Source organism: Curtobacterium citri (assembly GCF_030362955.1).
Taxonomy (GTDB): Bacteria; Actinomycetota; Actinomycetes; order Actinomycetales; family Microbacteriaceae; genus Curtobacterium; species Curtobacterium citri.
This window is the reverse complement of sequence record NZ_JAUCML010000008.1, coordinates 67,546-92,382: the sequence shown is the minus strand read 5'-3', so window position 1 is coordinate 92,382 and position 24,837 is coordinate 67,546. Positions and strand designations below refer to the sequence as shown.

Sequence of the window (24,837 nt, the reverse complement as noted above, 5' to 3'; positions counted from 1 at the left end):
CCCGAGGAGGTGCCCGATGGTCTCCGTCCTCATCGCGTTCGCGATCGTCGCCCTGATCGTCCCCGCCCTGACCCCCCTGATCGGCCGCCGCGTGTTCTACGTGGCCGCGCTCGCTCCCGCGGCCGCCGCGGTGCTGACGATCGCACAGACCGACCGGGCGCTGCACGGCGGGGTGACGAGCCGGTGGCAGTGGATCCCGCAGCTCGACCTCGCGCTGTCGCTGCGGATGGACGCCCTGTCGTGGGTCCTCGCCCTCGTGGTCTCGGTCGTCGGTGCCCTCGTGCTCGTCTACTGCGCGTCGTACTTCGGCCGCGACGAGCCGGGACTCGGCCGGTTCGCCGGCGTCCTCACCGCCTTCGCCGGGTCGATGTACGGGCTGGTGGTCGCCGACGACGTCATCGTGCTCTTCGTGCTGTGGGAGGCCACGACGGTCTTCTCCTACCTGCTCATCGGCCACGACGCCGCGAAGCGGGCCAGTCGGGCGGCCGCGATGCAGGCGCTCGTCGTCACCACCGCCGGCGGTCTGGCGATGCTCGCGGGCCTCGTCGCGCTCTCGGTCACCGCGGGCACCACGAGCCTGTCCGGGATCATCGCGCAGGCTCCGGAGCTGGTCGACCGTCCGGGTCCGCTCGTGCCGGTGTCCGTCGTGCTCGTGCTGCTCGGCGCCCTGACGAAGTCGGCGATCGTCCCCTTCCACTTCTGGCTCCCGGCCGCCATGGCGGCACCGACCCCGGTCAGCGCGTACCTGCACGCCGCCGCGATGGTGAAGGCCGGCATCTACCTCGTCGCGCGCCTCGCCCCCGCGTTCGCGCTGATGACCGGCTGGCGCGAGACGGTCACGGTGCTCGGGGTGGCCGGCATGCTCGTCGGCGGGTACCGCGCGCTCCGGCAGACCGACCTCAAGCTCCTGCTCGCCTACGGCACCGTCGCGCAGCTCGGCTTCCTCGTGCTCGCCGCCGGCTGGGGCGCCCCCGCCGTGGCGCTGGGCGGCGTGGCGCTGCTCGTCGCACACGCCACGTTCAAGTCGACGCTCTTCCTGGTCGTGGGATCGATCGACCACGTCACCGGCACCCGTGACCTCGGCAGGCTGAGCGGTCTCGGACGTCGGATGCCGTGGCTCGTGGTGGTGGCCGTCCTCGCGCTGGCCTCGATGGCGGGGATCCCGCCGACCATCGGGTTCGTCGCGAAGGAGGCCGTGCTGACCGGCTTCGTCGAGGAGCTGCACGGACCGCAGGCCGGCTGGGCATGGGTCGCGCTCGTCGGCGTCACGCTCGGCTCGCTCCTCACCGTCGCGTACTCGCTCCGCTTCCTCTGGGGCGCCTTCGCCCGGAAGCCCGGCGTGCAGGAGACCGCACCGCACGGGCTGCACGGTCTCGGCGTCGTGCCGTCGGTCCTCGCGGTCACGGGCCTCGCACTCGGACTGCTCACCCCGGTCGTCGCGCACGGTGTCGAGCCCGCGGCCACCGCGGCGGCGCTCCCCGAGGGCGAGGTCCCGCACCTGGCGCTCTGGCACGGCCTCGAGCCGGCGCTCGGCCTGTCCGCGATCACGCTCGTCGGCGGCGTCGCCCTGTTCCTGCTCCGGCGTCCCGTCGAGGCCCTGCAGCACCGCCTCGCCGGCTCGCCGAGCGCCTCCGGCACCTACCGCGCGATCATGCGCGGGCTCGACCGCGTCGCCACCGGTCTGACCGCGGGCGTGCAGCGCGGATCGCTCCCCTACTACCTGACCGTGATCCTCTCGGTGTTCGTCGCCGGGGCCCTCGCCAACCTCGTGCTCGGCGGGCCGTGGGAGTTCCACGTCCGCTTCGCCGACTCGTGGGGCCAGGTACCGGTCGTGATCGTCATGGCGGTCGCCGCGATCGCGGTGCTCACCGCCAAGACCCGGTTCGCCGCCGCCGTCCTCGTCGGGGTGACCGGCTACGGCATGTCCGTGCTCTTCGTCCTGCACGGCGCGGTCGACCTCGCGCTCACGCAGCTCGTCGTCGAGACCGTCACGCTCATCGCCTTCGTGCTCGTGCTCCGGCGGCTCCCCCCGCGGATCGCGACGGCGAACCCCTCGCGCTTCCGGATCGCGCGTGCGCTGTTCGCCGCGCTGGCCGGCGTGACCCTGGCGATCGTCGTGATCGTCGCCGCCTCCGCGCGGAACGCCGCACCGATCTGGCCGGACCTGCCCGCCCTGACGAGCTCGTTCGGCCACGGCCTGAACGTCGTGAACGTCGCGCTCGTCGACCTGCGCGGCTGGGACACCCTCGGCGAGCTGACGGTCGTCGTCGCCGCGGCCACCGGTGTCGCGAGCCTCATCTTCCTCGACTCGCGCGAGGACACGCTCCCCCGCCTGCGGGACATGCCCGCCAGCGTGGCCGAGGACAAGCACCGACCCGACGGCGAGCCCCGCGCATGGCTGCCGACGAGCGCCGCGATCCCGACCGGGCGCTCCGCACTGCTCGACGTCGTCGTGCGGCTGCTGTTCCACGGCCTCGTGGTGCTCTCGCTCTACCTGCTGTTCGCCGGGCACAACGCGGCCGGCGGCGGGTTCGCCGGCGGACTGGTCGCCGGCATCGCCCTCGCCGCCCGCTACCTGGCCGGCGGCCCCGCCGAGCTCGGTGCCGCTGCCCCGGTGCGCGCCGGTCGCCTGCTCGGGCTCGGCGTCGCGGTCGCCGCGACCACCGCCATCGTGCCGCTGTTCTTCGGCAAGGAGGCGCTCTACTCCGAGTTCTTCGAGGCGACCGTCCCCGTCCTCGGCCACGTCGAGTTCGTCACCGCCACCTTCTTCGACATCGGGGTGTACCTGGTCGTCGTCGGGCTCGTGCTCGACGTGCTCCGGAGCCTGGGCGCCGAGGTCGACCGGCAGCGCCTCGAGGACTCGCGTGCCCCGGTCGCGGACACCACCGAGGGCGACCCCGCCGACAACGTCGCAGCCACCACCCCGGAAGGGAGTGCCACATGACCATCACGCTGGTCCTCGTCATCGCGATGGCGGTGCTGTTCTCGTGCGGGGTGTACCTGCTGCTCGAACGGTCCCTGACCCGCATGCTGCTCGGCTTCCTGCTGCTCGGCAACGCGCTCAACCTGCTCCTGCTCATCATGTCCGGCGCCGCCGGCAAGCCCCCGGTCGGCAAGTCCGCCGAGGGGATCACCGACCCGCTGCCGCAGGCGTTCGCCCTGACCGCCATCGTCATCACCTTCGCCGTCAGCGCCTTCCTGCTCGCGCTCATCCACCGGTCGTGGAAGCTCTCCCGCGCCGACGAGGTCGAGGTCGACGAGGCGGACGCCGCGATCGGCCGCGACCGCGACGACCCGGCCGACGAGGACCCCGAGATCGACACCGACCCCGAGGCCGCACAGCGCGAGGAGGCCGCACGATGACCTGGCTCGTCCCGCTCCTCGTCCTGGTCCCGCTGCTCGGGGCCGCCGTCGCCCTCGGCCTCCTGCGCCATCGCAAGCTCCAGCGCGCGATCACCGTCGCGGTCCTCGCCGTCGCGGTGGCCGTCGCGGCGACGCTCATGGTGCTCGTCGACCAGCACGGCACCATCGTCGTGCAGGTCGGCGGTTGGCAGGCCCCGTACGGCATCTCGCTCGTGGTCGACCGGCTGAGCGCCCTGCTCCTCACCGTCAGCGCGAGCGTGCTCCTGCTCGTCCTGCTGTTCTCCATCGGCCAGGACCTCGCGCCCGACGACGAGGACGCCCCGGTCACGATCTTCTACCCGACGTACCTCGTGCTCGCCGCCGGCGTGCTCGACGCCTTCATGGCCGGCGACCTCTTCAACCTCTACGTCGCGTTCGAGATGCTGCTCGTGGCGAGCTACGTGCTCATCACCCTCGGCGGCAGCGAGCAGCGCGTCCGGGCCGGCACGACGTACATCGTCACCAGCCTCATCGCGTCGGCGATCTTCCTGGCCGCCATCGGCCTGGTCTACGGCGCGACCGGAACCGTGAACATCGCGCAGATCTCCGAGCGGGTCGCCGGTCTGCCGGAGCACGTGCAGCTCCTGCTCCACACGATGCTGCTCATCGGCTTCGGTATCAAGGCCGCCGTGTTCCCCCTGGCGTTCTGGCTGCCGGACTCGTACCCGACCGCACCGGCACCGGTCACGGCGGTGTTCGCGGGCCTGCTGACGAAGGTCGGCATCTACGCGATCATCCGGCTCGAGACCATCATCTTCCCGGGGCCGCAGCTCAACGACGTCCTGCTCGTCGTCGCGGTCCTGACGATGGTGGTCGGCGTGCTCGGCGCCGTCTCGCAGACCGACGTCAAGCGACTGCTGTCCTTCACCCTCATCAGCCACATCGGCTTCATGGTGATGGGCATCGGCCTCGGCTCGGTCGTGGGGACCGCCGCCGCGGTGTTCTACACCGTGCACCACATCGTCGTGCAGACCACGCTGTTCCTGGTGTCCGGCGTCATGGAGCGCATCGGCGGCACCACCTCGACGCGGTCGCTCGGTGGCCTGCTCAAGGCCGCGCCACTCCTCGCGGCGCTGTACCTCGTGCCGGCGTTCAACCTCGGAGGCATCCCGCCGTTCTCCGGCTTCATCGGCAAGCTCGGCCTCTTCCGGGCCGCAGCCGAGGACGGCTCCCCCATGGCATGGGTGACGATCGGCGCCGGGGTCGTGACGAGCCTCCTCACCCTGTACGCGCTGATGCGCGTCTGGGACGCCGCCTTCTGGCGGCCGAAGCCGGCCGCCGAGGCGGCGGCACCGCACGCCAGCACGGCGGAACCGCACGCGCACCTGCGGTCGCCGGAACCGGCGCCCCTCACCGTGTCCGAGGAGACCGGCGAGGCGTACCACCCGGGAGGCTCGACCACCGTCACCGACGCACCCCACGCGAGCAGCGCCTCCAGTCCGGCCACCGGGCAGACCGCCGCGGTCGAGCCGTCAGCGCACGCGCCGCTGCCGCGCATGCTGGTGGCGGTCACGACGGTGGCGGTCCTCGGTTCGGTCGCCCTGACCGTCGTCGCCGGACCGCTCTACGGGTACGCGACCCGCGCCGCCGAGTCGCTGGAGTCACCCGACCGCTACGTGCAGGCCGTCCTGGGAGGTACACGATGAGCGACCTCCGCCGCACGTCGAACGCCCGCCGCATCGCGCTCGCGTGGCGCTACGACGTCCCGCTCGTCGCCGGGCTGACCGTGCTGTGGGCGCTGCTCTGGGGTTCGTGGACCGTGCTGACGCTGCTGTGCGGCGTCGTGGTCGCACTCCTCGTGACGCAGCTGCTGCCGCTCCCGCCGGTCCCGCTCTCGAAGCGCCTGTCGGTGCCGCGGCTGCTCTGGTTCCTCGTGGTCTGGGCGGGGCTCGTCGTCGTGGCGTCCTTCCGGGTCGCCTGGGTCGCCGTGCGTCCGCGCGGTGTCCGCCGCAGCTCGATCGTGCTCGTGCAGATGCACACCACGTCCGAGATGACCTTCACGCTCGCCACCCTGGCGATCTCCCTCGTGCCCGGGTCGTTCGTCGCCGACGTCGACCTGCCGCGCCGTCGCCTGCTGCTGCACGTGCTCGACACCGAGCACACCGAGCAGGTCGAGGCCGCCGCGCACGAGGCCCACCGCATCGAGGAGCTCGTCATCCGCGCCATCGGGTCGAAGCAGGACGTGTCCGAACTCGCCGAGCCGCTGCCGGCGGTGACCCGGTGAGCGCCGCCGTGGTCGTCATGGGCATCGGCGTCCTGCTCGTGCTCGCCCTGCTCGGGGCGACCCTCGCCCTGGCCGTCGGCCGGATCGTCCGCGGTCCGACCATCCTCGACCGCATGATCGGCTCGGACATCGTGCTGACCACCGCGCTCGTGGTGATCGCCGCGGCGATGGTCGTCCGGCAGGACCTGACCGCCGTCCCCGTGCTCGTGGTGATCGCGGCGACGAGCGTGTTCGCCACGATCGCCGTCGCCCGGATCGTGACGCCGTCCTCGGACCCGTCCGACGAGGGCACCGACGCGACCACGCCGGAGCACGCCGTGGAGGAGGAGTCGAAGTGATCGCGATCCTGGAGTCCTTCGTCGACGGGGCCGGTGTCCGCGCCTGGATCGCCCTCGCGCTGCTGCTGGTCGCCTCCGCGCTCTCGCTGGCCGCGGCGATCGGCATCGTGCGGTTCCCCGACCCGCTCGTGCGCCTGCACGCGATGGCGAAGCCGCAGGTCCTGGGGTTGGCGCTCGCCCTCGCGGCGGTCGTCGTCGCGGTGTGGACGTGGACGGCGTTCTGGGTCGTCGTGCCGGTCCTCGTGTTCCAGCTGTTCCTGGTGCCGGTGTCGACGCACATGATCGCGCGAGCCGGTCTGCGGTCGAACGACTACCGGCACGAGGACCTGCTGGTGGACGACACCGAGGACTGACCCCGAGGTCCGACTCAGCCCGCCGCGGCGGCCTCGGACGGCTCGGGCGCCGGCGAGCGGGTGTCCCGCCGCGCGAGCAGCAGGTCGGCCACGGCGGCGAGCACCACCAGCCCCGCCGCGAACGCCGGGAAGAGCATCGCGGCGCCCGTCCCCGCCCGCTCGGCGACCTCGCCGACGACCGCGGACGCGACCGACTGCCCGACGATGACCGCCGAACCGAGGATCGTCATCGTCGTCGCCGAGCGGCCGACCGGGGAGCGGTCCGACCCGAGGCTGTACTGCGCGACGAGCGTCGGGCCGATGCCGATCCCCAGGATCCCGAGGACGAGCACGACGGACCCGATCGAGTCGGCACGGCTGAACGCGATCGCCCCGCCGAGCAGCACGAGGCCGAACACGAGCCAGCGCCACGTGACCCCGAAGGACCGCGGGAAGGCCGCCGAGCCGAGCGCGAGCGCCGCGGAGCCGATGCCCATGACGCCGTAGAGCAGGCCCGCCTGGGACGCCTCGCCGTGACCTTCCACGAAGGCGGTCAGCGTGGTCAGCGTCGAGCCGAAGAACAGACCGACGCCGAGGATGCCGACGACCACGACGAGCAACCGGGGGCGGAGGAGCTGCCGGGCGGGCGCCCGGGTCTCCTGCGCCGGCCCACCGACGACGAGCCTGCCGGTGGGGTGCAGCGCGAAGGCGGTGACGAACACGAGCGTCAGCGCGGCGGCCCCCGCGACGGCCACCCACGGCGCGATCGCACTCGCGAGCAGGCCGACCAGGAACGGGCCGATGATGAACACGGTCTCGTCGGCGGCGGACTCGTAGGCCATCGTGCCGCTGAAGACCCTGTCGCGACGGGCGGGCGAGGTGTGGCGTCGGATGAGCGCGACGAGTCGCGTCCGGGACATCGGGGCGACCTGCGGGGCGGTCGCGCCGATGCAGAACGACATCGTGAGGACCGCGAGGTCGGGCGCGGTCCCCGCGACGACGAGGGGCAGGACGCCGAGGAGGACGGCGTTCGCGAGTCCGACGGGCACGAGCACGGCGCGCTGGCCGAAGCGGTCGGCGGCGACGCCGACGAGCGGGCCGAAGACCGCCGAGCCGATGCCGACGGACGCGGAGTTGATGCCGCCCAGCGCGACGGAGTCACGGGAGGCGACGACGAGGGTGAGGACGCCGACGACCATCATCGCGAAGGGCAGCCGGGCGATGAACGCGATCGGGAAGTACCACCGACCGGCGAGGGAGACGAGGGGCGCGTCGGCGCGACGTTCGTGGAGCATGAGGGGTGTGCCTTCTGGGGCCCGGCCTGGTCGGTCGACGGGCCCGTCGGGGTGCCGCCGTTGATCCGCCGGGGGTGCCGACGGCCGGTAGGTACACACTGCGTACTGGTGGTGCCCGACCAGGGTAGCAAGCGTGACCGGGCGGCGGACGGGAGGCGCGTGCCGGTCCCGCCACGCGCCTCCCGTCCGCCGTCAGTCCCGTCGGCGCAGGCCGTCGTCGATGCGCGCCAGCAGGGTCGCCGCTGCGGCGAGCCCCTCCTCGTCGCCCGCGAGGGCGGCACGGAGCCGCCCGGCCCAGTGCGCGTGCAACCGTTCGATGCTCCCGTTCGCGCGGGACGTGGGGTGCAGCTGCACCGTGCGGGCGTCGTCCGGGTCGGTGCGGCGCTCGACCATGCCCTTCGCGACGAGCGAGCGGAGCGCGACGCTGCAGTTGCTGCGCTGGAGTGCGGTGGCGTCGGCCACAGCGCTCGGCGAGGCGCCGGGGTTCCGGTGCACCCAGCGCATCACGAGCGCCTCGGTCCCGGTGAGCGGCACGATGTCGGGGGCGTGCGGGCCGTGCGGGTCGACCTCGCGGCCGATGCGCAGGACGACGTCGGCGAACTCGGCGAGGGCGTCGTCGGAGACCGCTGGTGCCATGCCGTCACTGTACCGCTGCCGACGGATGAGTTATGGTTTCATAACCATGACGACCGACACCGGATCCATCCGCGCCGCGACGGCGAACCCCTCCACCCGGCCGACGGGCATCACGACGCCGCTCCTGCTCGTGCTCGGCCTGCTCAGCGCGGTCGCGCCGTTCGCGACCGACCTCTACCTGCCGGCGTTCCCGCAGATGACGACCGAGCTCTCGGCGTCCGCGACCACCGTGCAGCTGACCCTGACCGCCTTCCTGGTCGGCGTGACCGCGGGGCAGCTCGTCTTCGGGCCGCTGTCCGACCGCTTCGGCCGCGTGCCGCCGCTGCTCGCGGGTGCCGCGCTGTGCGTGCTCGCGAGCGCGGCCGCGGTGCTGGCACCCAACGTCGGCGTGCTCGTCGTGGCACGCCTGCTGCAGGGCCTCGGCGGCGCGGCCGGCATGGTGATCGGACGCGCCGTCATCTCGGACCTCGCGACCGGCAGGCCCGCGGCCCGGGCGTTCTCGCTCATGATGATCGTCGGCGGGGTCGCCCCGGTGGTCGCACCGCTGCTCGGCGGGTTGCTCACCGGCCCGATCGGGTGGCGCGGGCTGCTCGCGATCGTCCTCGGCCTGTCGGTCGTGATGCTCGTGTCCGTGCTGGCGGTGGTCCGCGAGACGCACCTGCGCGCCCGTCGCGACGCGCTGCGGGCCGAACGCACCGCCTCCGGTTCTCCGCTCCGAGCGCTGCGCTCGCGGACGTTCGTCGGCTGGACCGCAGTGTTCGGCTTCGCGTTCGCGGTGATGATGGCGTACATCTCGGCGTCGCCCTTCCTGTACCAGGGCATGCTCGGCCTCGACACGGTCGGCTACGGACTCGCCTTCGGCCTGAACGCGCTCGCGCTGATGGGCGTCAGCATCCTGTCCGCGAAGCTCACCGCGACCCGCTCCGTCGAGGGTGTCCTGACCCTCGGGATCGTCCTGGTGACGGCGTCGACCGTCGCGTTCGCGCTGCTCGTCGTCACCGGTGCGCCGGTCCTCTGGCTCGCCGTCCCGCTGTTCACCGCCGTCGGTTCGCTGGGCCTCGTGCTCGGCAACGCCACGGCGATGGCGCTCGGCGCGGTGCCCGGCGTGGCCGGGAGCGCCTCCGCCGTGCTCGGAGCGCTGCAGTTCGGGCTCGCGGCGCTCGTGTCACCCCTCGTGAGCATCGGCGGCGAGGGCACGGCGGCACCGCTCGCGATCGTCATGCTCGCCGCCGCGGTCGTCGCCGTCGTCGCGCTCGTCGTGGCGCGGCGCAGCCGGGCGTAGGACGCCGTCGGCGCGGCTGCGCGCAGGTTCCTCAGCGACGGACGCGCAGCGGGACGGCCGCTCCGTCGCGCGGCCGGAGGACCGGGATGCGCGGCATCGCCCAGTCCACCCACACCACGCGCGCGGCCGGTGCCACGGCGACCGCCCAGAGGATCGACGCGGCCGCGTCGGTCGGGTAGTGCACGGCGTCGATCGACACCGACAGGAAGACGACCACGATCGCGACGACGCCGACGACCCGTGCCACCTGGTGCCACCGCGTCTCGCGGACGACCCAGACCAGGGCGATGACGAACGCGGTGATGTACACGGTGTGCCCGCTCGGGTAGCCGGGGTCCGGCTGCACGGGGAACGGGTGCGGCAGCAGTGCGACGTCCGGCCGGGCCCGGTGCACGAGCTCCTTCACCGCCGCCGACGGCAGCCAGGTGATCGCGATCGTCATGCCGAAGCCGAGCGCAGGGCGGACGTCGCGTGCCCGCCACCAGATGATCCCCGCGACGACGAACGTGATCGCGATCGCCGGCACCGGACTGATGACGTGGTAGACCGCCGTGGTGAACGCCCCGAGGGCGCCGACGTGCAGTGTGTTGAACGCCTTCGCGAGCCCCAGGTCGACCGTGCCGAGGAAGAACCCGACCACGGTGAGCACGAGCACGGCGACGACGGCGATCGCGATCGTCGACAGCGGACGGGGGTTCGGCTCGAGGATGCCGACGACGTCGGCCCTCCTGCGGCGGCGCTCGGGGTCGGTGCTCATCCGTCCATCGTCCCAGGGGATCGTCCGACCGCCCGGCGTGCCGGCCCCGCTCCGCATCAGAGACCGTTCAGCCCCGTGGCTGCGTTGCCACCCGTCGCGCATCCACAGGTCCCTCCGGGCGACTCCGCCCCGTGCGAGGCTGACGGGATGCTCGTCGCCTACGTCGATGAATCGTACGACCGCGACCGCTACTTCATCGGTGCCGCGATCGCGACGCTGGAGGGGTGGGAAGCGGTCTCATCGCGTCTCGCGGCGGTCCGGCAGCGAACTGCTCGTGAACACGGGACCGATCCCGAGATCGAGTTCCACGGGCACGAGCTCATGGGCGGCAGCGGCCCGTGGTCGCCACTGCGCGGCAAGCACCGCGAAGCCGCCGGCGTCTCACTCGCCGTCCTCGACGCCGCCCGGGACTGTGGCGTCCGGTACCTCTTCCGCGGCGTCGACGTGGCTCGACTCCATGCGCGATTCCGGTACCCGGCGCCTCCGCACGCCGTCGTCTTCGGTCACGTCCTCGAACAGATCGACCAGTACACCGCCGCGCACGGCGACGAGGAGCAGGCGATCGTGGTCGCGGACGAGATCGCGACACAGGCAGAACACCAACGCGCCTTCGCCGGGTACCAGGAGTTCGGGACGGGCGGCGCCGGATCGTCGATGCTCCGGCACATCTCCTCGCCGATCAACTTCGCCTGCTCCCGGTTCTCGGACGGGCTGCAGGTCGTCGACCTCGCCGTGTACGTCCACTTCCGACGTCAGCGCATCCACAACCCGCACCCCGCCGCCCGCCGGACGCTGGCCCGGCAGTGGGCAGCGATCGCGCCCGCAGTGGCACACGAGCAGACCTGGGTGCCGTGAGCGGGACGACCCGGGCAGAACGAAGGCCCCGCGAGCGGGGCCTTCGGCTGGCGACGTCCCGGGAACCGGCCCGTCGTGCATCCAAGGGTAGTCGACCGCTCGCTCGCGTGCAGTCCGGGCAGTGCTTCGACTTCGCAACACCTAGGATGGATGGGTGCCCGCTCCCGTCCCGCCGCTCGACCCCGCCGAGCTCGGCGCGTACTTCTCGCTCATCGAGGTCAGCAGCCTGCTCCGGCACACCGTCGAGCAGCAGCTCAAGGACGCCGGCGGCCTGAGCTACGTGCAGTTCCAGCTGCTCGCGACCCTGGGCGACGCCCCCGACGGCAGCCTGCGCATGACCGACCTCGCCGACGGCGTCGTCTACAGCCGGAGCGGCCTGACCTACCAGGTCGGACTCCTCGAGCGCGACGGGCTCGTCGTGCGCGCCCCCTCGACCGAGGACGAGCGGAGCACGACGGTCGCGCTCACCGACGCCGGGCGCGACGTGCTCGGCCGGGTCTTCCCCGGCCACGTCGAGGTGCTCCGGCAGCTGTTCCTCGAGCCGCTGTCGGCCGACGACGTCCACGCCCTCGCCGACGTGCTCGGACGGGTCCGCGACCACATGCGGACCGTCCCGCCGCGCTCCGCCCGTCCCCGACCGAAGCGCGGCTGACCCCCGCGTCAGTCGGCGACGTCGAACACCACGACCCGTCCGGCTGCCGCGCCGATCGCGTCGGCGACCGGGCGGTGCTCCGGGTGCGGCAGGTAGGCGGCGAGCGCGTCGGCGTCGCGGAAGCGCACCGTCAGCATCCACCCGAAGTCCGCCTCGAGCCCCTCCGTGCTGATGCTCGTCCCCGAGCGCACCGACTCCACCCCGTCGATGCGCTGCAGGTGCTCACGGCACAGCGCGTCGAGGCGCTCGGTGACGCCCTGCCCCTCATCGGTCAGTGCCACCAGCACCACGTGCGTCACGCCAGCCATCCGCTGCTCCCGTCGTCCCCGCACAGCCTGCCACCGGGGTACTGGGACACCACTCCACCTGTGTCCGCACGCAACCCGGCGACCTACCGTCTCCCCCGTACGCAACGACGACGAGAGGCATCACCATGGCAAGTGGAGTGGCAGCGGTCTGGGTACCGGTCAGTGACATGCAGCGCGCGGTCGCGTTCTACCGCGACGCGCTCGGCCTGACGGTCAAGAGCGAGGACGACGACTGGAGCGAGATCGACGCGAACGGGCTGCTCATCGGCCTGAACGGACGAGAGTCGGCGGGTCCGTCGAGCGACGGCGGCGCGGTCGTGTCGTTCCAGCCGGACGGCAGCATCGAGGACGAGGTCGCCGATCTCAAGGCGAAGGGCGTCGACTTCGCGGGCGACGTCAGCGAGCACCCGTGGGGCAAGATCATCCCGTTCAAGGACAGCGAGGGCAACGACCTGCAGCTGTACTCGCCGCCGCAGGGCTGAGGCGACGACCTGCAGACGGGAGGCGCGGTGCCAGCTGGCACCGCGCCTCCCGTCTGCAGGTCCTGTCTAGAACGCGGGCGTCCCACCGGCGATCGTGACGGTCGAACCGGACTGGTAGCTCGACTCCGGGCTCACCAGGTGCACGTACGCGGCACCGAGCTCGGCGGGCTGGCCCGGGCGTCCGAACGGCGACTGCTCGCCGAAGTGCGCGACGGTCTCCGCGTCGTCCGAGCCGGGCTGCAGCGGCGTCCACACCGGACCCGGCGCGACCGAGTTCACGCGGATGCCCTTCGGTGCGAGCTGCTGCGCGACGGCTTCGGTGAAGGTCTTCACGGCGCTCTTCGAGATCGCGTAGTCGATCTTGTCCGGCGACGGCGTCGCGGCCTGGATCGAGCCGGTGGTGACGATCGTCGAGCCGGGCTCGAGGTGCGGGACCGCGGCCTGGGTCAGCCAGAACAGCGAGTAGATGTTCGTCTTGAACGTCGAGTCGAAGTGCTCGGTGGTGAGCGACAGGATGTCGTCGTTGCTGTCCATGCGACCGGCGACCATGACGAGGGTGTCGAGTCCGCCGAGCTCGTCGACGGCCTTCTGGACGAGGTCCTTGCAGTACTGCTCGTCGGAGATGTCCCCGGGGACGAGGACGGCCTTGCGCCCCTCGGACTCGAGGAGGTCACGGACCTGCTCGGCGTCCTCCTGCTCGTCGGGCAGGTAGGAGAGGACGAGGTCGGCGCCCTCGCGGGAGAGCGCGATCGCGGCGGCACGCCCGATGCCGGAGTCCGCACCGGTGACGATGCCGCGGTAGCCGGTCAGGCGCTCCTTGCCGACGTAGCTCTGCTCGCCGTGGTCGGGCTGGGGGTCCATCTTCCAGGCGGCACCCGGCAGCGACTGCTCCTGCTCCGGGAACGGGGGCTTCGGGTAGAGGCTGTTCGGATCGCGCTTCTCGTACTGGCTCATGGGGCCATGGTGCTCGCACGTGCCTCCGCATCGGTCCAGTCGTCCGGCTGTCACCCGGACGCCCAGGTGGCGCCAGGGCGACGGGGGTTGCCTGCTCGCCGTCACCCGAACAGCAACTGGAGGCAGCGAATGGCCAAGACCTGGTTCATCACCGGAGCGTCGAAGGGCTTCGGCCGCGAGTGGGCGGAAGCCGCCCTGGAGCGCGGGGACTCCGTCGCCGGCACCGCGCGGAACACCGACGACGTGCAGGCACTCGTCGAGCAGTACCCGGACACCTTCCTGGCGATCCGGCTCGACGTGACCGACAAGGCCGCCGACACCGCCGCGGTGCAGCAGGCCGCCGAGCACTTCGGTCGGCTCGACGTCGTCGTGAACAACGCGGGGTTCGGCCACTTCGGCATGGTCGAGGAGCTGACCGAGGACGAGGTCCGCGCGCAGCTCGAGACGAACTTCTTCGGCGCCCTCTGGGTCACGCAGGCGGCACTGCCGATCATGCGTGAGCAGGGCTCGGGCCACATCGTGCAGGTCTCGAGCATCGGCGGGATCAGCGCGTTCCCCACGGTCGGCGCCTACCACGCGTCGAAGTGGGCGCTCGAGGGCCTGTCGCAGTCGCTGTCGCAGGAGGTCGCGGGCTTCGGCATCTCCGTCACGCTCGTCGAGCCGGGCGGGTTCTCGACCGACTGGTCGGGTCCGTCCTCGAAGCACAGCGAGGAGCTCGACGCCTACGCGGACGTCCGCGAGGCCGCCTCGAAGCGCCCGTCCGCGTCGGACCCGGGCAAGCCCGAGGCCACGCGGTCGGCGATCCTCAAGGTCGTCGACGCCGAGCAGCCGCCGCTGCGGGTCTTCTTCGGCAAGGCGCCGCTCGGCATCGCCGAGCAGGACTACGAGTCGCGTCTCGCGACGTGGCGCGAGTGGCAGCCGGTCGCCGAGGAGGCGCACGGCGCCTGAAGCGACCGTTGACGGACGGGAGGCGCGGTGCTGGCTGGCACCGCGCCTCCCGTCCGTCCGTGGGTCGCGCTGGTCAGACGCCCGCCGTGGAGCGGATCCACGAGGACGACTGCGACAGCAGCGCGTAGTTGGACCCCGCCTGGGTGTTCGCACCCGGGTCGGCGCTGTCGCCGGTGGAGCAGACGGCGACCACCTTGCCGTTGACGAGGAGCGGGCCGCCCGAGTCCCCGTGGTTCGAGGCGCCGGTGACACCCGTGACGTGCTGGGCGCGACCGCTGTAGGCGTCCCGCGTCGAGCCGGTCAGGGACACCGTCGCCTGGTACAGCCCGTCCGACTGCTGCGCGTTCGCCCGCAGACCGTAGCCCTGGATGACGCCGGTCCCGCTCGACTTCGCCGCCGCCGTCAGGTCGAGGGGCGCGTAGGTGGAGAGCGCGTACGCACTGCGCAGGTGCACGAGCGCGATGTCCCCGGCCGGTGCGGCACTGACCCGGTCCACGGCGACGGCGGACCCGCGGTTCGTGGTGGAGTTCGAGTGGTAGACGTTCATCGCACCGATGCCGTCGATGCAGTGCCGCGCGGTGAGGATCCACGAGGCGTTGATCTGCTCCCCCGTGCAGTTGCTCACGTAGCCGGACGGGATCGTCCCGCCGGAGGCCTCGAGCTGGACCGCCCAGCTCGTGGTGGGGGCCTGCTCGCCGCCGACGACCTCGATGTGCGCGGGCAGCGCGGAGGCGGGGGTGGCGGCGAACACGCCGCCGGCGACGACGGCGACGGCGGCGAGCGCCGCTGCGAGGGTGTGCTTCATGTGGACTCCTCGATCAGGACCCTGCGACGTTGCAGGGTGCAACCAGGTGGCCATCCTGACCCTCGTCCGAGGGTCGTACCAGTCCGCACTTCCACCGACACCGGGGCTCCGTGACCGCTCCCTATGCTGATCCCGTGTCCGACCCAGCCGTCACCGCCACCGCCGCGCCCGCCGCACGTCGCCCGGTCATCGCGATCGCCGGACTCGCGATCGAGACGTCGACGTTCACGCCGACCCGCACCCTCGCGCCCGCCTTCCACCCGGACCGCGGCGACGAGGTCGTGGCGCGGTACCCGTTCCTGGCGTCGTACGCGGACGCCGCCGACTTCCGCGGGGCGCTGATCGGCCACGCACTCCCCGGCGGGGTCGTCGCCCGGCCGGCGTACGAGGAACTCGCCGACGAGATCGTCGCGCGCCTGACGGAGATCGGGCCGGTCGACGGCCTCTGGTACGACATCCACGGCGCGATGGTGGTCGAGGGGCTCGACGACGCCGAGACCGACCTGCTCGGCCGCATCCGCGCGGTCGTCGGGCCGGACGTCATCGTGTCGGCGTCGATGGACCTGCACGGCAACGTCACGCGGGAGCTCGCGCACCAGGTGGACCTCGTCACCTGCTACCGGATGGCGCCGCACGAGGACGCCCTCGAGACGAAGGAGCGCGCGGTCCGGAACCTGGTCGACGTGCTCGCCACCAGGCCGGTCGGTCGACAACGCCCGGTGAAGGCGTGGATCCCGATCCCGGTGCTGCTGCCCGGCGAGCAGACGTCGACCCGCATCGAACCCGCGGCGTCGATCTACGCGCAGGTACCGGAGGTCGAACAGGAGGACGGCGTGCTCGACGCCGCGATCTGGGTCGGGTACGCCTGGGCGGACCAGCCCCGCGACCGTGCCGTCACCGTCGTCACCGGGTGGGACCGCGACGTCGTGGCCGCCGGCGCCGAGCGCCTGGCCCGGGCGTTCTGGGACGCCCGCGAGGACTTCGCGTTCGTGGCACCGACGGGCTCCTTCGACGAGTGCCTCGCCGCCGCGGTCGCACCCGGCGGCGCGCGCCCGTTCTTCGTCTCGGACTCCGGCGACAACCCGACCGCCGGTGGTTCCGGCGACATGACGTGGGGGTTGACGCAGGTGCTCGCGCACCCGGCGTTCGCCGCGCCGGACGGCCCCACGCTGATCTACGCGAGCGTCCCCGGTCCGGCCGCCGTCGCCGAGGCCGTGGCCGCCGGCGTCGGGGCGACCGTCACGGTGACCGCGGGCGCCGAGGTCGACGACGTGCACGCGGGGCCGATCACGATGACCGGTCGGGTGCACGCGGTGCGGCACGGCGACCGGGACGCCGAGACCGAGGTCGTGCTGCAGGTCGGCAGCGTCTTCGCGATCCTGACGACGCTCCGCAAGCCGTACCACCACGAGCACGACTTCACCGACCTCGACCTCGCCCCGCGGGACGCCGACGTCGTCGTGGTGAAGATCGGGTACCTCGAGCCGGAGCTGTTCGACATGGCGGCGGACTGGATGCTGGCGCTCACCCCCGGCGGCGTCGACCAGGACCTGCTGCGCCTCGGGCACCACCGGATCGAGCGACCGGTGTTCCCCTACGATCGGGAGTTCGCGACGCCGCCGGACCTGTCCGCGCGGATCGTGCCACCGTCGAACGAACCCCTCGGAGCCGCCTGATGTCCGTCGCCCTCGAGATCGCCGTGACCTCGCCCACCGGGGCCCTGGTCGCCCGTGACGGGGGCGCCGACCGGGTCGAGCTCTGCGTCGGCCTGGAGCTGGGCGGACTGACGCCCTCGCAGGCCCTGGTCGAGGCCACGCACGAGACCGGGATCCCGGCGCACGCCCTGGTGCGCTGCCGCCCCGGGGGCTTCACGTACGACGACGACGAGCTCGCGCTCATGGCGCGGGAGGTCCGCACGGTCCTGCGCTCGGGAGCGGCCGGGGTGGTGGTCGGCGCCCTGCGCCCGGACCGGACCCTCGACGAGGACGCCCTCCGCCGGTTCGTGGAGGCCGCCCGCTCGGTCTCCGCGCACGCCGAGGTCACGCTGCACCGGGCGGTCGACCACGCCGCCGACCCGGTCGCGACCGCCGCTCGGGTGGCGGACCTCGGGCTGACCCGGGTGCTGACGTCGGGCGGAGCCGCCAGTGCCCCGGCGGGGGCGGCGACGATCGCCCGGATGGTCGAGGCAGCCGGTCCGGTGCAGGTCATGGCCGGTGCGGGCGTGCGGCCCGAGGACGTCCGGGCCCTGGTCGCGACCGGTGTCGCCGCGGTGCACCTCTCCGCGAAGCGCCCGGTCGGCGCGCCGGAGCACGGCGGTGTGCCGATGGGCAGCGGGGACGACGGTTCGACGTACACGGTGACCGACCCCCGGGTGGTCGCCGCGGCGCGGGCCGCGCTCGACACCGACGGCTGACGCCGGAGCAACCCGGAGCAGCAAGGGTCAGCCCGGAGCAGCCGGGTCAGTCGAGTGTCACGACCCGGTCGGCCGCCGTGATGGCCACGGGATCGTGGGCGGCGTGCACGACGACGACCCCGGCGGACGCCTCGTCGGCGAGCGCCGCCGTCACGAGTGCCGCCGACCCGGCGTCCACCCCCGCGGTCGGCTCGTCGACGAGCAGGACCGGCGCGCGCTGCGCCAGACCGAGGGCGACGAGCGTGCGCTGCCGCTGCCCGCCGGACAGCTCGTCGAGCGGCCGGTCGGCGAGGTCGGTGATGCCCATCCGCTCCAGCTGGACGTCGACCACCGCGTGGTCCGCCCGTCCGAGCGGTCGCCACCAGGGCCGTGCCCGCCACCGCCCCATCGCGACGGTCGACCGCACGGTCAGCGGGAGCGCGGTCGGCGGGACGGCCTGGGTCACGTACGCCACACCGCCGGACGGGAGGCCCGACACGGCTCCGCCGACCGGCGTCACCACCCCGGCGAGCGCGTCGAGCAGCGTCGACTTGCCGGACCCGTTGGGCCCGGTGAGCGCCGTGACGACCCCCGCGGGGAACGTCGCGTCGAGGCCGTCGAGCACCGTCCGGTCGCCGCGTCGGACGACGAGGTGCGCGACCTCGAGGGCAGGGGGGACCGCGGTGGTGAGCACCTGAGCACGCTATCAGTATCGATAGTCGTTTTCATATAGCGTCTCGCAGCGTGACCTGGCTGACCGATCCGTTCTCCGTCGACTTCATGCTGCGCGCGCTCGCGGGCGGCACCCTCGCGGCGGTCCTCTGCGCGGTCGTCGGCACGTGGGTGCTCGTCCGTGGCATGGCGTTCCTCGGCGAGGCACTGGCGCACGGCATGCTCCCCGGCGTCGCGGTCGCCACCCTGACCGGCATCCCGGCGGTCCTCGGCGCCGCGGTGAGCGCGGGCGTGATGGTGCTCGGCGTCGGGGCGCTCCGCCGCCGGGCACGGCTGTCGTACGACACCTCGATCGGGCTGCTCTTCGTCGGCATGCTCGCGCTCGGGGTCATCATCGTGTCGTCGTCGCGGTCCTTCGCCACCGACGTGACGGCGATCCTGTTCGGGGACGTGCTCGCCGTGACCGGCGCGGACCTCGGCGGACTCGCGATCGCCGTCGTCGTCGCGCTCGTGCTCGCCGCCGTGTTCCACCGGCCCTTCACCGCGGCGGCGTTCGACGTCCGGAAGGCCACGACCCTCGGGCTCCGCCCCCGACTGGCCGAGGTCGTACTCATCGGCCTCGTGACGCTCGCCGTCGTCGCGTCCTACCGGGCGGTCGGCACGCTGCTCGTCGTCGGGCTCCTGCTCGCCCCAGCCGCGGCTGCCCGCGCGTGGACGAAGCACGTCGGCTCGACGATGCTCCTCGCCGCGGGCATCGGCACCGTCGCGGTCGCGGTCGGCCTGCTCGTGTCCTGGCACCTCGGCACCGCCGCCGGAGCGAGCATCGCGGCCGTCGCCGTCGGCTCGGTCGCCGTCTCCCGCGCCCTCGCGGCCCTCCGCCCGCGGGTGTCCGGCCCGCGACCGACCACACGCACACCAGCACCAGCACCAGCACCAGCACCAGCACCAGCACCAGCACCAGCACCAGCACCACGAGAGGCAGCATGAACCAGCCCACGAAGCGACGCGCACCCGCGCGCCTGGCCACCACCGCGATCGCCGCCGCCCTGGCGATCACCGCCACCGCCTGCTCGACGGGCGGGTCCACCGGGCCGGCGGCCGACGGACCGACCGGCACCGCGAAGCCCCACGGCTACGTCGCGGGCGCGAGCGAGGCACAGGAGCCGCAGGTGCGCCTCCTGGCCGTGTCCGCCACCGGCGCGACCGCGGTCCACGACCTGCTCACCGGGGAGACCACCGACCTGGACAGGGTCGACGCCCCCGAGCACGCCGCCACCGACGGCCGGTTCCTCGTGACGAGCATCGACGACCGGACGACGATCGTCGACGGCGGCTCCTGGACGGTCGACCACGGCGACCACACGCACTACTACGCCGCGCAGCCGCGGGTCGTCGACACGATCGACGGCGGCGGTCCGGTCGAGGTGCACTCCTCGGAGACCATGACGACCATCACCTGGCCGGAGCGCGGCGAGGCGGTCGTCCTCGACCGCGCGGCCCTCGGGCAGGGCGAGGTCGAGGAGACGACCCGGGTCGACGCGACCGTCCTGCTGCCGTTCGGCGAGCAGTTCGTGGCCGGGGACGGTGACGTCGTCCGCCTGCTCGACGCCGACGGCGAGCCCACCGGCACCGAGCAGGCGTGCGCCGACCCCGCGGGCGGCATCGTGACCCGGGCCGGGGCGGTCGTCGGTTGCGCGGACGGCGCGGTCGTCGTCGGCGACGACGGCGGGACCTCCGTCGTCGCGCTGCCGGCCGGCGCGGACCGGCCGACGGCGTTCTCGGCACGCTCCGGACGCCCGACGGTCGCCGGACTCGCCGGGGACCGGGGCGCGTGGCTGCTCGACGTCCGTGAAGGCACCTGGCGCCTGGTCGAGACCGAGCGGCCGCTGCGCGCGGTGACGGCGGTCGACGACGAGGACGAGCACGTGGTGGGCGTCGACGACCAGGGGCGGGTCGTGGTCGTCACGGCGTCGACCGGGGCCGTCGCCACCACGCAGCCGCTCCTGGACCCCGCCGCCGAGCCGCTCCTGCAGCTCGACGCGCAGCGCGCCTACGTCACGGACGCGTCCGGGGAGCAGGTGCACGAGGTCGACTTCGCCGACGGCGCCCGGGTCGCCCGGTCGATCGAGCTGCCCGAGGCCCCGGTGGCCTTCGCCGAGGTCGGGCTGTGACGCGCCGCCTCCGGGCTGCCGCCGCACTGGCCGTGGCCGCCGGACTCGTCGTGACCACGGCGGGCTGCTCGTCCGCCGGGTCGGACCGACCCCTCGTCGCGGTCACGACGAACATCCTCGGGGACGTCGTGACCGAGGTGGTCGGGGACGCCGCCGACGTCATGGTGCTCATGCCCGCGGGCGCCGACCCGCACTCGTTCGAGGTCTCCGCGAAGGAGGCCGCACAGCTCCGGACCGCCGACCTGGTCGTCGAGAACGGCCTGGGGCTCGAGGAGGGGGTCGCCCGTCACGTCGAGGCAGCCGCCTCCGACGGCGTCCCGGTGTTCACCGCCGGCGACCACGTCGACGCGCTCGAGTGGACGACCGAGGACGACAGCGGGCCCGACCCGCACCTCTGGACCGACCCCGAGCGCATGGTCGACGTCGTCGAGGCGCTCGACGCCGACCTGCGCGACGCCGGTGTCGAACCGACCGGCACCGACGCGTACCTCGACGAGCTGACGACGCTGGACGGCGAGATGACCGAGGCGTTCGCGGGCATCCCCGAGGAGCGGAGGGCGCTCGTCACGAACCACCACGTGTTCGGGTACCTGGCCGACCGGTACGGCTTCCGCGTCGTCGGCGCCGTGATCCCGAGCGGCACCACGCTCGCGTCGCCGAGCGCTGCCGACCTGCGCGACCTGGCCGCCGCGATCGACGAGGCGGGCGTCCCGACGATCTTCGCCGACCTCTCGCAGCCCGCACGGCTGGCCGAGGTGCTCGCCGACGAGGTGGACGTGCACGTCCGGATCCGGTCCCTCGCGACCGAGTCCCTGACCGAGGACGGCGACGCCTCCACCTACCTCGGGATGATGCGCTCCAACACGGACGCGATCGTCGCGGGCCTGTCCGTTTCCTATTGAGAATGAGAATCATTACAGTGAACGTCATGACACCACTCCGCACCACGCTTGCGCCCGCTGCCCTGCTCGGCGCCGCCGCCCTCGTCCTGACCGGCTGCTCGACCGGCCCCGCTGCCGAGGCCGAGGGCACCCGCACCACGAAGGCCGCATCAGCCGGAGGCGACCGCATCGTCCTCACCTACGACGGCGGCCTGCTCACCCTCGACCAGGACCTGCAGGTCGTCGCCGACGACGCGATCGACGGCTTCACCCGCGTGAACCCCGCCGGGGACGGCCGCCACGTGCTCGTCACGGTGCCCGAGGGCTTCCGGGTCCTCGACACCGCCGCGGCGCCCGCCCTGACCGACGCGGTCTTCCCCGCGGACACCGGCGGCCACGCCGTCGTCCACGGCGAGAAGACCGCCCTGTTCGCCGACGGTTCCGGCGACGTGACCGTGTTCGACCACGACGAGCTCGACGGCGACCGTCTGCCCGACGTCGAGACCACGGAGTCCGAGGCCGCCCACCACGGTGTCGCGATCGTGCTGGAGGACGGCACGCTCCTCAGCACGATCGGCACCGAGGAGGAGCGCACCGGCGTCCGCGCGCTCGACGAGGACGGCGAGGAGCTGGCCCGCTCCGAGGCGTGCCCGAACGTGCACGGCGAGGGGGCGGTGCAGGGCGAGGTCGCGGTCTTCGGCTGCACCGACGGCGCCCTCGTGTACCAGGACGGCGCGTTCACGAAGATCGACGCCCCGACCGAGTACGGCCGCACCGGCAACCTGTTCACCACCGAGGACTCGTCCGTGGCCGTCGGCGACTTCAACGACGACCCGGACAGCGAGGGCTACCTGCTCGACCAGGTCGCCCTCATCGACGCGGCCTCCGGCGAGTACCGCGTGGCGGACATGCCCGAGGGCGTCGGCTTCACGTTCCGCGACCTGGCCCGGGGCCCGGGCGACGAAGCCGTGGTCCTCGGCTCCGACGGCGCACTGCACACCTTCGACGAGCAGACGGGCGAGCCGATCGACTCCTTCGACGTCATCGACGCGTGGGAGGGTCCGACCGAGTGGCAGGACGCCCACCCCGCGCTCGAGGTCGTCGGCGACGTCGCCTACGTCACCGACCCGGCCGAGCGGAAGGTCCACGCCGTGGACCTCACCACCGGGAAGGTCGTAGCGTCGAGCGACGAACTGCCGGGCGTCCCGAACGAGATCGCGGTCGCCTGACGGCGTACTGTCCGCGACATGCCCGCTCTCACCGACACGTTCACCCTGTCCAACGGCCTGCACATCCCGAAGATCGGCTTCGGGACGTGGCAGATCCCCACCGGCTCCGAGGCGTACGACGCCACGAAGACCGCCCTCGAGGCCGGCTACCGGCACATCGACACCGCGCTGGCGTACGGCAACGAGGCCAGCGTGGGCGAGGCGATCCGCGACAGCGGCATCCCGCGCGACGAGGTCTTCGTCACCACGAAGCTGCCCGCCGAGGTGAAGACCGCCGACGGCGCCCGCAGCGCCTTCGAGGAGTCGTCCCGCAACCTCGACCTCGGACACGTCGACCTGTACCTGATCCACGCGCCGTGGCCCTGGAGCGACATGGGCTCCGACCACCGTGACGGCAACGTCGAGGTGTGGAAGGTCTTCGAGGAGCTGTACGAGGCCGGCCGCACGAAGAGCATCGGTGTCTCGAACTTCGACGTCGCCGACCTGCAGGACCTGCTCGGTCGCACCGACGTCGTCCCGCACGCCAACCAGATCCGCTGGTTCATCGGCAACACGCAGGACGAGACCACCGCGTTCGACCGCGAGCACGACATCCTCACCGAGGGCTACTCGCCGCTCGCGACGGGCGGCCTGCTCGAGAACACGGCCATCCGCGACATCGCCGACAAGTACGACAGGTCGGTGGCCCAGGTCGCGATCCGCTACCTGCTCGACAAGGACGTCCTCCCCCTGCCGAAGTCGACCACGCCGTCCCGCATCGCGGAGAACGCGGACGTCGACTTCACGCTGTCCGACGAGGACGTCGCGACGCTCGACGGGCTGCACGACACCGACAGCTGAGCTCGGCACCGGTGCTGAGGCCCTCCGATGGTGTGACCATCGGAGGGCCTCAGGACGAGCGCCCGTCGATGCGCGGGAGGCGCCACGCCGGTCTCGCTCGATCAGCGCCAGGTCCGCGCGACCACCCAACCGTCACCCTCGGGGACGATGTCGACGACGACCGCGTCCTCGTCGGCACTCACCTGGAAGCGCCACCCGACCGTGCGCTCCGGCGCGTGCGTCATCGCCGACGGCAGGAACTCCGCCGTGGCGGTCAACCGTGTCGGGCTGTCGCTCACCCGCCACCGGCGGTCCCGCCACACCATGCGGTCCGGTACCCCGCGCTCCCACCACACCGTGGCGACCTCGTGCGTCAGCATCATCCCGACCTCCCGTTCGAACGTGTGTTCGAATGGTAGGTGATGTCCGGACGACACGCACGCGCGGGATGGACGGGTGCGCACGGCGTCCATCGACGCGCACCGACGCAGGCCCTCGGCGGTTCAGTCGCTCGCGGCAGCCCGCGCGGTGAGCATCCCGAGGAGCGCCAGGGCATCCGCGTCGGGGGAACCCTGCGGCGCGGTGTAGAGCACGAGGAACTGGTCGCCGTCGACGAGCGCGAGGCTGTCGCAGTCGACCGTGACCGGCCCGACCGACGGGTGGTGGAAGGTCTTCGTGAGCACCGGGGCCGGCTGCACGTCGTGCCGCGACCACAGCCGCTCGAACTCCGCGTTGCCCGTCCGGAGTTCGTCGACGAGCGCGACGACCTCCGGGTCCGACGGGTGCTGCGCGAGCGTCGTCCGCAGCTGTTTCACCACCTGGTGCCGGAACTCGGCGCCGTCGGCGATGCCGTACGGCGGCTCGGACGCCCCGCCCGTCCCGCCGACGGGGAAGGCCTGCCGGGCGAGGTTGCGGTCCCGACGGTCCCGCAGGGCGAAGTCCTCCATGAGCGCGGCGGCGAGGGGGTTCCACGCGAGGACCTCGAAGTCGGCGGCGAGCACGATCGCCGCGGTCAGCGGCAGACGGTCGACGACCGCCAGGATGCTCGGCCGCACCTCACGCCGGATGCTCGCGGTCCGGGTCCGCGCGGTCCCGGCGAGCAGGTGGAGGTGGTCGGACTCGGCATCGGTGAGCCGGAGCGTCCCAGCGATGCCGGCGAGCACCTCGGCCGAGGGGCGCGGGGCTCGTGCCTGCTCGAGCCGGACGTAGTACTCGGTGGAGATGTGGGCGAGGACCGCGACCTCCTCGCGGCGCAGCCCAGGCGTGCGCCGACGCGTCCCCGACGGCAGCCCGACGTCCTCCGGGCGCAGCCGCTCGCGCCGGGCGCGGAGGAACGCGGCGAGCTCGTGCTTGTCCATGCGCCGATCCTCCCCCGCGAGCGCGACGCCGTCCTGGTACCGGGT

The 24,837-nt window shown here is 72.9% G+C and carries 27 protein-coding genes; 18 read left to right on the top strand and 9 right to left on the bottom strand.

The window, feature by feature from the left end; genetic code table 11:
* The first annotated feature begins 16 nt into the window (after nucleotides 1–16).
* From QUG92_RS12680 to mnhG, 6 genes are read left to right on the top strand one after another with little or no spacing between them, the layout of a single operon-like run.
* Nucleotides 17–2,944, top strand: coding sequence for a Na+/H+ antiporter subunit A (locus tag QUG92_RS12680; protein WP_289459310.1), 2,928 nt, complete (start codon nucleotides 17–19; stop codon nucleotides 2,942–2,944).
* Nucleotides 2,941–3,363, top strand: a complete 423-nt coding sequence (locus QUG92_RS12675) for a Na(+)/H(+) antiporter subunit C (protein ID WP_289459309.1) — start codon at nucleotides 2,941–2,943, stop codon at nucleotides 3,361–3,363. Before QUG92_RS12680 ends, QUG92_RS12675 begins: the two co-directional genes overlap by 4 nt.
* Nucleotides 3,360–5,048 (top strand): Na+/H+ antiporter subunit D, encoded by a 1,689-nt coding sequence (locus QUG92_RS12670; protein ID WP_182046896.1) that lies wholly within the window; start codon nucleotides 3,360–3,362, stop codon nucleotides 5,046–5,048. The genes QUG92_RS12675 and QUG92_RS12670 overlap by 4 nt, the downstream gene beginning before the upstream one ends.
* Entirely contained in the window at nucleotides 5,045–5,626 is a 582-nt protein-coding gene (locus QUG92_RS12665) for a Na+/H+ antiporter subunit E (protein ID WP_182046897.1), read from the top strand. The genes QUG92_RS12670 and QUG92_RS12665 overlap by 4 nt, the downstream gene beginning before the upstream one ends.
* Entirely contained in the window at nucleotides 5,623–5,964 is a 342-nt protein-coding gene (locus QUG92_RS12660; RefSeq protein WP_182046898.1) for an MrpF/PhaF family protein, read from the top strand. The genes QUG92_RS12665 and QUG92_RS12660 overlap by 4 nt, the downstream gene beginning before the upstream one ends.
* On the top strand, nucleotides 5,961–6,317 hold the full coding sequence (gene mnhG / locus QUG92_RS12655) for a monovalent cation/H(+) antiporter subunit G (RefSeq protein WP_083263777.1): 357 nt from the start codon (nucleotides 5,961–5,963) through the stop codon (nucleotides 6,315–6,317). Before QUG92_RS12660 ends, mnhG begins: the two co-directional genes overlap by 4 nt.
* Nucleotides 6,318–6,331: 14 nt before the next feature.
* Here mnhG and QUG92_RS12650 read toward each other — a convergent pair whose 3' ends face one another.
* Together QUG92_RS12650 and QUG92_RS12645 are read right to left on the bottom strand one after the other, a co-directional pair.
* Complete coding sequence (locus QUG92_RS12650; RefSeq protein ID WP_289459308.1) at nucleotides 6,332–7,591, bottom strand: MFS transporter; 1,260 nt, start codon at nucleotides 7,589–7,591, stop codon at nucleotides 6,332–6,334.
* Between the two features lie 192 nt (nucleotides 7,592–7,783).
* A complete protein-coding gene (locus QUG92_RS12645; RefSeq protein ID WP_289459307.1) occupies nucleotides 7,784–8,227 on the bottom strand; it encodes a MarR family winged helix-turn-helix transcriptional regulator in 444 nt (147 codons plus the stop codon).
* Between the two features lie 46 nt (nucleotides 8,228–8,273).
* Between QUG92_RS12645 and QUG92_RS12640 the strand changes: the two genes are divergently transcribed.
* Nucleotides 8,274–9,509 (top strand): multidrug effflux MFS transporter, encoded by a 1,236-nt coding sequence (locus QUG92_RS12640; protein WP_182046901.1) that lies wholly within the window; start codon nucleotides 8,274–8,276, stop codon nucleotides 9,507–9,509.
* A gap of 31 nt (nucleotides 9,510–9,540) precedes the next feature.
* Here the strand turns inward: QUG92_RS12640 and QUG92_RS12635 are convergent, their stop codons facing one another.
* Entirely contained in the window at nucleotides 9,541–10,266 is a 726-nt protein-coding gene (locus QUG92_RS12635; RefSeq protein ID WP_182046902.1) for a phosphatase PAP2 family protein, read from the bottom strand.
* Between the two features lie 147 nt (nucleotides 10,267–10,413).
* On the opposite strand from QUG92_RS12635, the gene QUG92_RS12630 reads away from it, so the two are divergent.
* Both QUG92_RS12630 and QUG92_RS12625 read left to right on the top strand, forming a co-directional pair.
* On the top strand, nucleotides 10,414–11,121 hold the full coding sequence (locus tag QUG92_RS12630) for a DUF3800 domain-containing protein (protein WP_069711871.1): 708 nt from the start codon (nucleotides 10,414–10,416) through the stop codon (nucleotides 11,119–11,121).
* Nucleotides 11,122–11,275: 154 nt separating this feature from the next.
* Entirely contained in the window at nucleotides 11,276–11,773 is a 498-nt protein-coding gene (locus QUG92_RS12625) for a MarR family winged helix-turn-helix transcriptional regulator (RefSeq protein ID WP_182046903.1), read from the top strand.
* An 8-nt stretch (nucleotides 11,774–11,781) separates the two neighbouring features.
* On the opposite strand, the gene QUG92_RS12620 is transcribed toward QUG92_RS12625, so the two are convergent.
* Nucleotides 11,782–12,072 (bottom strand): Dabb family protein, encoded by a 291-nt coding sequence (locus QUG92_RS12620; RefSeq protein ID WP_289459306.1) that lies wholly within the window; start codon nucleotides 12,070–12,072, stop codon nucleotides 11,782–11,784.
* A 134-nt stretch (nucleotides 12,073–12,206) separates the two neighbouring features.
* On the opposite strand from QUG92_RS12620, the gene QUG92_RS12615 reads away from it, so the two are divergent.
* Nucleotides 12,207–12,563: a VOC family protein gene (locus tag QUG92_RS12615; RefSeq protein ID WP_182046905.1), complete on the top strand. Its 357-nt coding sequence runs from the start codon at nucleotides 12,207–12,209 to the stop codon at nucleotides 12,561–12,563.
* A gap of 66 nt (nucleotides 12,564–12,629) precedes the next feature.
* Here QUG92_RS12615 and QUG92_RS12610 read toward each other — a convergent pair whose 3' ends face one another.
* Entirely contained in the window at nucleotides 12,630–13,517 is an 888-nt protein-coding gene (locus tag QUG92_RS12610; protein ID WP_182046906.1) for an SDR family oxidoreductase, read from the bottom strand.
* A 129-nt stretch (nucleotides 13,518–13,646) separates the two neighbouring features.
* On the opposite strand from QUG92_RS12610, the gene QUG92_RS12605 reads away from it, so the two are divergent.
* On the top strand, nucleotides 13,647–14,465 hold the full coding sequence (locus QUG92_RS12605; protein ID WP_069711866.1) for an SDR family oxidoreductase: 819 nt from the start codon (nucleotides 13,647–13,649) through the stop codon (nucleotides 14,463–14,465).
* A 73-nt stretch (nucleotides 14,466–14,538) separates the two neighbouring features.
* Here the strand turns inward: QUG92_RS12605 and QUG92_RS12600 are convergent, their stop codons facing one another.
* The gene (locus QUG92_RS12600; protein WP_069711865.1) at nucleotides 14,539–15,270 is read right to left on the bottom strand and encodes a S1 family peptidase; all 732 of its coding nucleotides are present in this window, start codon (nucleotides 15,268–15,270) and stop codon (nucleotides 14,539–14,541) included.
* A 134-nt stretch (nucleotides 15,271–15,404) separates the two neighbouring features.
* Here QUG92_RS12600 and QUG92_RS12595 point away from each other — a divergent pair, with 134 nt between their 5' ends.
* Entirely contained in the window at nucleotides 15,405–16,946 is a 1,542-nt protein-coding gene (locus QUG92_RS12595; protein ID WP_289459305.1) for a M81 family metallopeptidase, read from the top strand.
* On the top strand, nucleotides 16,946–17,683 hold the full coding sequence (locus QUG92_RS12590) for a copper homeostasis protein CutC (RefSeq protein ID WP_289459304.1): 738 nt from the start codon (nucleotides 16,946–16,948) through the stop codon (nucleotides 17,681–17,683). The genes QUG92_RS12595 and QUG92_RS12590 overlap by 1 nt, the downstream gene beginning before the upstream one ends.
* 46 nt (nucleotides 17,684–17,729) lie before the next feature.
* Here the strand turns inward: QUG92_RS12590 and QUG92_RS12585 are convergent, their stop codons facing one another.
* Nucleotides 17,730–18,356, bottom strand: a complete 627-nt coding sequence (locus QUG92_RS12585; RefSeq protein ID WP_289459303.1) for a metal ABC transporter ATP-binding protein — start codon at nucleotides 18,354–18,356, stop codon at nucleotides 17,730–17,732.
* 50 nt (nucleotides 18,357–18,406) lie between these two features.
* Here QUG92_RS12585 and aztB point away from each other — a divergent pair, with 50 nt between their 5' ends.
* Genes aztB through QUG92_RS12560 form a run of 5 tightly spaced genes read left to right on the top strand, consistent with a single transcriptional unit; the run spans nucleotide 18,407 to nucleotide 23,455 of the window.
* Nucleotides 18,407–19,321 carry a zinc ABC transporter permease AztB gene (gene aztB / locus QUG92_RS12580; protein ID WP_289459302.1) on the top strand — a complete coding sequence of 305 codons (915 nt, stop codon included), beginning with the start codon at nucleotides 18,407–18,409 and terminating at the stop codon, nucleotides 19,319–19,321.
* A complete protein-coding gene (locus tag QUG92_RS12575; RefSeq protein ID WP_289459301.1) occupies nucleotides 19,318–20,505 on the top strand; it encodes a YncE family protein in 1,188 nt (395 codons plus the stop codon). The genes aztB and QUG92_RS12575 overlap by 4 nt, the downstream gene beginning before the upstream one ends.
* The gene (locus QUG92_RS12570) at nucleotides 20,502–21,407 is read left to right on the top strand and encodes a metal ABC transporter substrate-binding protein (protein ID WP_289459300.1); all 906 of its coding nucleotides are present in this window, start codon (nucleotides 20,502–20,504) and stop codon (nucleotides 21,405–21,407) included. Before QUG92_RS12575 ends, QUG92_RS12570 begins: the two co-directional genes overlap by 4 nt.
* Nucleotides 21,408–21,433: 26 nt before the next feature.
* Nucleotides 21,434–22,615, top strand: a complete 1,182-nt coding sequence (locus QUG92_RS12565; protein ID WP_289459299.1) for a hypothetical protein — start codon at nucleotides 21,434–21,436, stop codon at nucleotides 22,613–22,615.
* Nucleotides 22,616–22,633: 18 nt separating this feature from the next.
* Nucleotides 22,634–23,455 carry an aldo/keto reductase gene (locus QUG92_RS12560; protein WP_289459298.1) on the top strand — a complete coding sequence of 274 codons (822 nt, stop codon included), beginning with the start codon at nucleotides 22,634–22,636 and terminating at the stop codon, nucleotides 23,453–23,455.
* A 101-nt stretch (nucleotides 23,456–23,556) separates the two neighbouring features.
* Here QUG92_RS12560 and QUG92_RS12555 read toward each other — a convergent pair whose 3' ends face one another.
* Nucleotides 23,557–23,817, bottom strand: coding sequence for a hypothetical protein (locus QUG92_RS12555; protein WP_069711858.1), 261 nt, complete (start codon nucleotides 23,815–23,817; stop codon nucleotides 23,557–23,559).
* A gap of 120 nt (nucleotides 23,818–23,937) precedes the next feature.
* A complete protein-coding gene (locus tag QUG92_RS12550; RefSeq protein WP_289459297.1) occupies nucleotides 23,938–24,792 on the bottom strand; it encodes a helix-turn-helix transcriptional regulator in 855 nt (284 codons plus the stop codon).
* Nucleotides 24,793–24,837: the final 45 nt, after the last annotated feature.